This window comes from Nonomuraea sp. MG754425, from assembly GCF_021699195.1.
In the GTDB taxonomy this organism is placed as follows: Bacteria; Actinomycetota; Actinomycetes; order Streptosporangiales; family Streptosporangiaceae; genus Nonomuraea.
Genome location: NZ_SSXE01000288.1, coordinates 1 through 8,791 on the forward strand (window position 1 = coordinate 1; position 8,791 = coordinate 8,791).

Sequence of the window (8,791 nt, forward strand, 5' to 3'; positions counted from 1 at the left end):
GTCCCTGACGTAACAGCCGGGCCGGGCGGGCAGCCCGGTGAGGCCGGGGACGCGCCGGGCGGCCTCGCCCGCCTCGTGCTGGTGCATGAGCGTCGTGGCGGCGGTGAGCTGGGCGGCGGAGCGGGCCATGCCCTCGGTGACGCCGTGGTCGGCCACGTTGATCGCGGTTCGCGCCAGGGTGGTGGCGGCCAGGGCGTCGGCGGCGGTGCGGGTCATGAACCTGGTCCACTGCCAGGGCTCGGGCTGCCAGCGCGCCGCCTCCGCGAGCGACGGTTCGTGGCCGAGTTCCTGTCGGATCTGCCGGATGAGCAGGTCGTCGTCGTGCGTGCGGTAGCGGAGGGTCAGCTCGTCGAGCCGGCTCTGCTTGCCCCGGGTGGCGCGGCGGCGGTCGCGGCGGCGGGCCTGCTCCTGGTGCGCGGCCACCTGGTGGCACAGGTCGAGGAGGAGTTCGAGCCGCCGTGGCCGGGAGCAGGGGGCCAGGAGCTGTTCGAGGTGGGCGGCCATGGTGGAGGCGGCCGATCCGGGGGCCGGGTCGATCGCGGGGACGCCGGGGGCCAGGAGGCTCACGAGCTGTTCGGCGCCCAGCACGCCGCTGGCGGCGGAGGCGAGTTGGAGCGCGGCCCAGCGGCCGTCGGCGATGGCCTGGCCCGCGGCGGCGGCCAGCGGTTTGGTGGCGGTCGTGCCGAACAGCGCCACCAGGACGCCCGCTCGCTCGCCGAGCAGGGGCAGCCCGTCGAGCCCGAGGATCGGCAGGGCGGCCAGTACGGCGTCGCGCCGGTCGCCACGGGCGCCGTCGAGGCGGGCGGAGACGAACCCGGGGGCGAGTTCGATCCCGGCTCCGGCGGCGGTCACGCGGTCGCCGTCGGTGTCCGTCCCGATGAGCCGGGCCAGGGCGGTGACGGCGGGGCGCGGGTCGGCTCCGGCCGGGCCGACGGCGACGGGCGCGCCGGGATCGGCGTCGTGCTCGACCGTGAGGGGCCGTCCGTTCGCGTCGTGGACCTGCCGGTCTCGTCCTGTCACCACTCCGAACGCCATCCGCATCACACGGACATGATTCGGGCGACGGGGTGGGTCCGGCAACCGGTATTCGCGATCTCCGGATATTGCCCCCGTCTCACCCCGAGAAATGCCAATAAGTTATATCTAATGGCCTATTGACATGACTAATCATCACGGCAAGTATCTTGTCATGTCAGAACGTGACCTCTTGCTCCATGTGAAGATCCGCAGGGCGCTGGAGGCACGCATCCGCACCGGTCAGTGGGGGCCGGGCACCCGGATCCCCACCGAGGTCGAGCTCTGCCAGGAGTTCGAGGTCTCGCGCATCACCGTGCAGCGGGCCCTGCGCGACCTCGCCGACGCCGGCCTCATCGTCCGCTTCCGCAGGCGCGGCAGCTTCGTGGCCCAGGCGATCGGCCGGCACAACCTGCTGCGTTTCACCGGCCTGCTGATCCAGGGCCCGGAGACGCACGGTGACCACCGGGTGATCTCGGCCCAGGTGCTGCCCGCGGGGGCGGCCCGCCTGCGACTGCCGGGCGTGCCCGCCGAGGAGGCGGTCGTCCAGATGGAGCGCCACAAGCTCGGCGCGGACGGCGAAGTCGTCCACACCGAACTGCACGTGCTGCCCTTCCGGCTCGCCCCCGACCTGCTGGAGCAGGACTTAGGCCCCCTGACCACGCACGCCTACCTGCGCGACCGCGGGGTCGAACTGGTACGCGCCAGGCTCTACGTGGAGCCGTACGCGCTCGAAGCGGACGAGGCGGAGCTGTTCGGGCTGCCCGCGGGCGCCCCCGTCTTCCGCTGGACCCGCGAGACCAGGACCCGCCGCGGCGAGATCGCCGAACTCCTGGAGGAGATCGTCCCGACCCGGAACGAGCGCTTCTACGTGGAGACCGATCTGAGCGGCTCCGCCGACCACCGCTGACCACCCCGGCCGGTCCAGGACCGGCCCGCCGCGCCGGGTCCATGCCGCCATGCCGTCATGCCCACACCACCCTGGCCCGCGCCCAGGCCCACCGTGTCCCCGACGAACCGTGTCCGACGAGTCGAGACCGGCGCGAGCGCGCCGGATCGGCCGCCTCGCCGTTGATCGCCCCCTTCGGAGGTCGCCATGAAACCCAGACCGCTGGCCGCCGGGCTCTCGCTCAGTGCCCTGGCCCTCGCCTCCTGCGGCGCGCCCACGCCGTCCGCCGCACCGGACACGCTGGTCATCGCCGGGTACGGCGGCTCGTACGAGGAGGCGTTCAAACAGTCGGTCATCCCCGCCTTCGAGAAGAGCTGCTCCTGCGCGGTCACCTACATCGCCGGGAGCTCCACCGACACCGTCGCCAAGCTCAAGGCCCAGCAGGCGGCCCCGCAGATCGACGTCGCCCTGATCGACGACGGCGTGCAGAACCAGGCCGTCGAGGCCGGGCTGCTGGCCCCGCTCGACCCCGCAGCCGTCACGAACCTGGGCAAGGTCATCGACCTGGCCCGGCTGCCCGGTGACGTCGGCGTCGGCTTCTCGCTCAACGCCACCGGCATCGCCTACAACACCGACTACTACGCCGCGAACGGCCTGCCCGCGCCGAAGCGGCTGGCCGACCTGGAGGACGCCAGGCTCAAGGGCAAGCTCGTGATGCCGTCCATCACCCAGACGTACGGGCTGGGCGCGCTGCTCATCGCGGCCAAGGTCGGCGGCGGCTCGGAGCGCGAGATCGACCCCGGCTTCGAAGGCGTCAAGAAGATCGCCGCGAACGCCGTCACGTTCGACACCACCGCCGACGTGTCCAACTACTTCCTGCAGGGCCAGGCCGTGGCCTCCATCTGGGGCAACTCGCGGGTGCAGACGCTGGCCGGCAAGGGCTTCCCGATCGCGTTCGTCTACCCCGAGGAGGGCGCGCTGCCGCTGATCGCCACCGTGAACGTGGTGACCGGGGCGCCGCACTCCGGCCTGGCCCAGAAGTTCGTCAACGCGCTGCTGGAGCCGTCCGCGCAGCAGGCCATGGCCGCGTCGAACTTCAACGGCCCCGTCGTCGAGGGCGTTGAGCTCGATCCGGCGCTGGCCGAGAAGGTGGTCGGCCAGGACCGGGCCGTCAAGCTGCGCAAACTCGACTGGGCCACGATCAACGAGAACCGTTCGGCCTGGACGGACCGCTGGAACAAGGAAGTGGAGCGGTGACCGCCACGACTCCCGCGGGCACGCAGCCGCGGCGCGGTCGGCTGCGGCTGGACGGCGTGCGCAAGGTGCTGGGCGGCAAGGAGGTCGTCTCGGCCGTGGACCTGGAGACCGAGCCCGGCGAGTTCCTCACGCTGCTCGGCCCGTCCGGCTGCGGCAAGACGACCACCCTGAACATGATCGCCGGGCATCTGACCGCCGACGGCGGGCTGATCGAGGTGGACGGCCGCGACATCACCGCGATCCCGCCGCACCGCCGCTCCATGGGCATGGTCTTCCAGTCCTACGCCCTGTTCCCGCACATGACGGTCGCCGACAACGTGGCCTTCGGGCTGCGCATGCGCAAGGCGGGCGCGGCCGAGCGCCGCCGCCGGGTCGCCGACGTGCTGGAGACGGTCGGCCTCGACGGCATGGCCGGGCGGCACCCGCGCCAGCTCTCCGGCGGCCAGCAGCAGCGCGCCGCCCTGGCCAGGGCCCTGGTCATCCAGCCCGACCTGCTGCTGCTCGACGAGCCGTTCTCCAACCTCGACGCCCAGCTCCGGGTGCGCCTGCGTGACGAGGTCGCCGCGCTGCAACGCCGGATCGGCACCACCGCCATCCTCGTCACCCACGACCAGGAGGAGGCCCTGGCCGTCTCCGACCGCATCGCGGTCATGGCGGGAGGCGTCATCCACCAGCTCGGCCGGCCCCAGGAGGTCTACCTGCGGCCCGCCACCGACTTCGTGGCCCAGTTCATCGGCGAGGTCAACGCCCTCGACGGCGTCGCGACCGGCGGCGGCTCCTGCGAGGTCGCCGGGCAGCGTGTGCGGGCGACCCCCGTCGGCGATCCGCCGGCCGAGGGCGCGCGGGCCCGCGTGTACGTGCGGCCCGAGGTCGTGCGGGTCGGCGCGGGAACGGACACGGAGGGAGAGGGGCTGCGCGGCACCGTGCGCCAGACCCGTTTCCTCGGCTCGCGCATCCGCTGCGTGGTCGCCACCTCCGCCGGCGAGGTGACGGCGGCGCTCCCGTACGACGCGCGGGTGCCCCGGGAGGGAGAGGAGGTGACCTGCTCATGGCGGCCGTCGGACGCGTCGCTGGCGGCGCGCGGGTGAGCCGCCCCCGCCGGCGGACGGGCCTGCTGCTCGCGCTGCCCGCGATCCTCATCTTCGTGCTGCTGTTCCTCGCGCCGCTGGGCACGCTGGTGGCCAACAGCTTCAGGACCCAGACCGGCGCGTTCACGCTCGGCAACTACGCGCGCTTCCTCGGCGACCCCTTCTACCGGGACGTCCTGTGGAACACGCTCAGGGTCGCCGCGCTGACCACGGCCGGCTGCCTGCTGATCGGCTACCCGTTCGCGCTCTACCTGCGCGGACGCTCCGCCCGCGTGCGTAACTGGCTGGCGCTGCTCCTGCTGTCGCCGCTGCTGATCAGCATGGTCATCCGCGCCTACGGGTGGCTGGTGGTGCTCGGCCCCCAAGGGCCGGTCGCCGCCGTCATCCGGTGGTTCGGGCTCACGCCGCCGCAGATGTTGTACAACGACACGGCCGTGCTGATCGGCATGGTGCACGTGATGCTGGCGTACATGGTGCTGCCGCTGATGGGCAGCCTGGACCGGATCGACCCGACGCTCGTGCCGGCCGCCAAGGGGCTGGGCGCGTCCGGCTGGACCTGCTTCTGGCGGATCACGCTGCCGCTGTCGGCGCCCGGCATGCTGGCCGGGGCGATGATCGTGTTCAGCCTGACCGCCTCCAGCTTCGTCACCCCGGCGATCCTGGGCGGGCCGAAGGTGAAGCTCATGCCGTACTTCGTCTACACGCAGGCCACCGCCACGCTCGACTGGCCGTACGCGGCGGCGATCGGGTTCGTGCTGGTGGTCGTCACGACCGGGCTGCTGCTCGGTTACTCGCGGCTGCTGCGGCGGGGCCGCGGGGAGGTGGTGTTCGCGTGACGCGGCTGACCCGGGTGCTCGGCGGGGCCTTCGCGACGCTGGTCGGGCTGTTCCTGATCGCGCCGGTGGCGGTCACCGTGGCCTCCTCGCTGACCGCCACCCCGTACGTGACGTTCCCGCCGCAGGGCATCACGCTGCGCTGGTACGCCGAGGTGTTCGCCAAGCCGGAGTTCCTGTCGTCGTTCGCGCTGAGCGCCGGGGTGGCACTGGCCGCGGCGGCGGTGTCGGCCGTGGTCGGGCTGGCCGGCGGGCTGGCCATCCACCGCCACCGTTTCCCCGGCCGGGCCGCGCTGGAGGCGACGCTGTCCGGCGCGTTCGCGGTGCCGACCATCGTGCTGGGCATCGGGCTGCTGCAGTGGTTCGCGCAGATGGGGCTGGCCTCCAGCCCGGTCACGCTGCTGCTGGCCCACCTGGTGCTGACCGTCCCGTACGCGGTGCGGCTCGTGCTGGCGGGCCTGGCCGGGCTGGACCGCTCGGCGGAGAAGGCCGCCGCCGGGCTGGGCGCGCCGCCGTTCCTGGTGTTCTGGCACGTGACGCTGCCGGCCGTGCGCGGCGGGCTGGTCGGGGGCGCGTTCTTCGCGTTCATCACCTCCTTCGACGACCTGACGGTGGCGCTGTTCGTGGTCACCACCGACCTCCAGACGCTGCCGGTGCGCATCTTCAACTACATGCAGTACGACTACGACCCCACGGTGACCGCCATCGGCACCCTGATGGTGCTGTTCGCCGTGGTCGCCGTCGTCGTCATCGAACGTTTCGTCGGCGTGGCCAGGCTGTTCGGCGCCGACACCGAGGAAAGGAGCTAGCGTGCGAGTCGTCGTCATCGGCGCGGGGGTGGTCGGAGCCGCGGTCGCGGCCGGTCTGACCCGGCGCGGCGCACGGGTCACGGTGCTGGAGGCGGGCGTCCCGGGGGCCGGCACCACCGCCACCTCCGTGGCGTGGGTCAACGCCAACAACAAGACCCCGAAGGCGTACTTCGACCTCAACCACGCCGCCGTCTGGGCCCACCACCAGCTTCCGGGGGACTGGTTCTTCCCCACGGGCAACCTCGAATGCGCCGTCACCGGCGAGCACCGGGAACTGCTCGACGCCCGCGTCACGCGGCTGCTCGGCCTGGGCTATCCGGTCGAGCGGGTCACCGCGCGGCGCGCCCTCGCCCTCGAACCCGACCTCGTGCCCCCGCCGACCGGCACCGAGTACGTGTTCTTCCCCGGCGAGGGGTACGTCCAGCCGCTGCGCCTGCTCGGCCGGCTGCTCGGCGAGGCCCGCGACGGCGGCGCCGGCCTGGAGTGCGGGGCGGAGGTCGTCGCGATCGAGTCGTCCGCGTCGGGGGTGCGGGTCACCGTCGCCGACGGGCGCGCGTTCGCCGGCGACGTGGTCGTCACGTGTGCCGGGCGCTGGACCCAGCACGTCGCGGCCACGGCCGGGCTGACGGTCCCGATGCTGGACCCGGCCGTGTCCGGCGCGGTCACCAACGGGTTCCTGGTCACCACCTCGCCGGTGCCGGCGCGGTTGTCGCGCGTGCTCACCACGGCCGCGCTCAACCTGCGGCCGGACGGCGGCGGGCGGCTGCTGCTGCAGTCGCTGCCCCTGGACGGCCTGGCCGACCCCGCCACGCCCGTCCCGGAGGAGGTGCGCGCCGAGATCATGGCGCTGCTGCCCGGCGTGCTGCGCGCCACCGACGGTGCCGTGGTCGAGCGGGCCGTGGTGGGGCAGCGCGCGATGCCCGGCGACGGGCTCACCGTGGCGGGGTTCGCCGACGCGGAGCGGCGGGTGTACACGGTGGCCACGCACAGCGGGGTGACGCTGGCGCCGTTGCTGATGGCGGAGGTCGCGGGGGAGGTGTTCGGCGCGGAGTCGGAGCTGCTGGCCCCCTTCCGGCCGAGCCGCTTCACCGACGGCCCGGCCGGCCCCGCCCCGGCCCCGGCCCGGCGTCCCGGCCAGCAGTGAGCGCCTACCGCTGGTGGACGAGCCGCTCGACCGGCGGGTTCACCCGGGCGAACCCCTCCTGGCTCCGGTACGGGAAGTACGGGTAGGCGGCTGTCACCGTGCTGGCGGCGTCCAGCCTGGCCACCTGGTCGGCGGTGAGGGACCAGCCGACCGCCCCCAGGTTCTCGCGCAGTTGCCCCTCGTCGCGCGCGCCCACGATGACCGAGGCCACGGTCGGCCGGCGCAGCAGCCAGTTGAGCGCGATCTGCGGGACGCTCCGGCCGGTCTCGGCGGCGAGTTCGTCCAGGACGTCCACCACCGTGTAGAGCCGCTCGTCAGCCACGGGCGGGCCGTAGGCGGCGGTGCGGTGCAGGCGGCTGCCCTCCGGGATCGGGACGCCGCGCCGGATGCGTCCGGTGAGGCGGCCCCAGCCGAGCGGGCTCCACACCAGCGCGCCGACGCCCTGGTCGAGGCCGAGGGGCATCAGCTCCCACTCGTAGTCGCGGCCGACCAGCGAGTAGTAGACCTGGTGGGCCACGTAGCGCGGGTGGCCGTGCCGGTCGGCCGCCGCGAGCGACTTCATGAGCTGCCAGCCGGAGAAGTTGGACACTCCCACGTACCGGAGCTTGCCTGCCGTGACCAGGCAGTCGAGGGTGGACAGCACCTCCTCGACCGGCGTGGCCGCGTCGAAGGCGTGCAACTGGAACAGGTCGATGTGGTCGGTGCCGAGGCGGCACAGCGCGGCGTCCACCGCCTGGATCAGCCGGGGCCGGGACGTGCCCGCGCCGTTGGGGGTGTCGTCCACGGGCAGACCGGCCTTGGTGGAGATGAGCACGTCGTCGCGACGGCCCTTGAGGGCGTGGCCGAGCACCTCCTCCGAGGCGCCGTCGGAGTACACGTCGGCGGTGTCGAACATCGTCACCCCGGCCTCGATCGCCACGTCCACCAGCCGCCTGGCCTCCGCCACGCCGGTGTTGCCCCACGCGCCGAACAGCTCGCCCCTGCCGCCGAACGTGCCCGCGCCGAAGCTCAGCGCGGGGACCTTGAGCCCGGACGCGCCCAACTGCCGAAATTCCATGATTCATCCTTTAACGGGGCGAAGTTCCCGTTAAGAAGATAGCACGTAAATGGCACTTATGTTTCGTTAGTTGGCTCCAGTGTCGAGCAGGGCCGTCGCCAGCTCCTGCACCGAGCGGGTGAAACGGCGCGGGTCGCCGGGTGCCGTCAGGTGGCGGACCAGGTCGCCGTCGAACACCGCGAGCAGGGCGTGGGCCAGGAAGTCCGCGTCGAGGTCGGGACGTTCGGCGGCGAACAGGGAGCCGAGGTGGCGGTGCCAGCGGCGGTAGCCCGGGTCGGCGTACTTGTCCGGCGCGCACGCCTGCTCGTGCGCCGCCAGCAGGACGGCGTTGCCCTCGGCGATGGCGCCGAGCCCGTCGAGGAACGCGTGCAGCCGCTCGCGGGCGGGCGCGCCGGGCCCCAGCGGCGGCGGGCCGTCCGCGATCGCCTCGCGCAGTTCCCTGGAGCGCTCCTCCAGCAGCGCCTGGAGCAGGCCTGCCCGGCTGCCGAAGCGCCGGAACACCGTGCCCTTGCCGACTCCGGCCAGCGCGGCGACCCGGTCGAGCGACACGTGGTCACCGCCGCCCTCGGCCAGGAGGCGCTCGGTCGCACGCAGCACCGCCTCCCGATTCCGAGCCGCATCCGCCCGCTCCGCCCGCCCAGGCCGCTCTGCTCGTTCGGGGTGTTGCGGTTGTTCGGGGTCGGGGGGCGCGGGCGCTGGT

The 8,791-nt window shown here is 73.2% G+C and carries 9 protein-coding genes; 6 read left to right on the top strand and 3 right to left on the bottom strand.

Going from position 1 to position 8,791, the window contains the following annotated elements:
- On the bottom strand, positions 1 to 1,041 hold a 1,041-nt coding region (locus tag FAF44_RS49950), incomplete at its 3' end, for a hypothetical protein (RefSeq protein WP_237110522.1).
- A 175-nt stretch (positions 1,042 to 1,216) separates the two neighbouring features.
- Here FAF44_RS49950 and FAF44_RS49955 point away from each other — a divergent pair.
- The 6 genes from FAF44_RS49955 to FAF44_RS49980 all read left to right on the top strand — a co-directional run bounded on the left by FAF44_RS49955 (position 1,217) and on the right by FAF44_RS49980 (position 7,034).
- Positions 1,217 to 1,924: a GntR family transcriptional regulator gene (locus tag FAF44_RS49955; RefSeq protein ID WP_237110535.1), complete on the top strand. Its 708-nt coding sequence runs from the start codon at positions 1,217 to 1,219 to the stop codon at positions 1,922 to 1,924.
- 186 nt (positions 1,925 to 2,110) lie between these two features.
- Positions 2,111 to 3,160: an ABC transporter substrate-binding protein gene (locus FAF44_RS49960; protein WP_237110524.1), complete on the top strand. Its 1,050-nt coding sequence runs from the start codon at positions 2,111 to 2,113 to the stop codon at positions 3,158 to 3,160.
- Positions 3,157 to 4,248, top strand: coding sequence for an ABC transporter ATP-binding protein (locus tag FAF44_RS49965; protein WP_237110526.1), 1,092 nt, complete (start codon positions 3,157 to 3,159; stop codon positions 4,246 to 4,248). Before FAF44_RS49960 ends, FAF44_RS49965 begins: the two co-directional genes overlap by 4 nt.
- Entirely contained in the window at positions 4,209 to 5,084 is an 876-nt protein-coding gene (locus FAF44_RS49970; RefSeq protein ID WP_237110528.1) for an ABC transporter permease, read from the top strand. The genes FAF44_RS49965 and FAF44_RS49970 overlap by 40 nt, the downstream gene beginning before the upstream one ends.
- Entirely contained in the window at positions 5,081 to 5,890 is an 810-nt protein-coding gene (locus FAF44_RS49975) for an ABC transporter permease (protein ID WP_237110530.1), read from the top strand. Before FAF44_RS49970 ends, FAF44_RS49975 begins: the two co-directional genes overlap by 4 nt.
- Before the next feature lies 1 nt (position 5,891).
- On the top strand, positions 5,892 to 7,034 hold the full coding sequence (locus FAF44_RS49980; RefSeq protein ID WP_237110531.1) for an FAD-binding oxidoreductase: 1,143 nt from the start codon (positions 5,892 to 5,894) through the stop codon (positions 7,032 to 7,034).
- Positions 7,035 to 7,038: 4 nt separating this feature from the next.
- On the opposite strand, the gene FAF44_RS49985 is transcribed toward FAF44_RS49980, so the two are convergent.
- Together FAF44_RS49985 and FAF44_RS49990 are read right to left on the bottom strand one after the other, a co-directional pair.
- Positions 7,039 to 8,091, bottom strand: a complete 1,053-nt coding sequence (locus FAF44_RS49985; RefSeq protein ID WP_237110533.1) for an aldo/keto reductase — start codon at positions 8,089 to 8,091, stop codon at positions 7,039 to 7,041.
- A gap of 66 nt (positions 8,092 to 8,157) precedes the next feature.
- The gene (locus FAF44_RS49990; protein ID WP_237110536.1) at positions 8,158 to 8,688 is read right to left on the bottom strand and encodes a TetR/AcrR family transcriptional regulator; all 531 of its coding nucleotides are present in this window, start codon (positions 8,686 to 8,688) and stop codon (positions 8,158 to 8,160) included.
- Positions 8,689 to 8,791 lie beyond the last annotated feature (103 nt).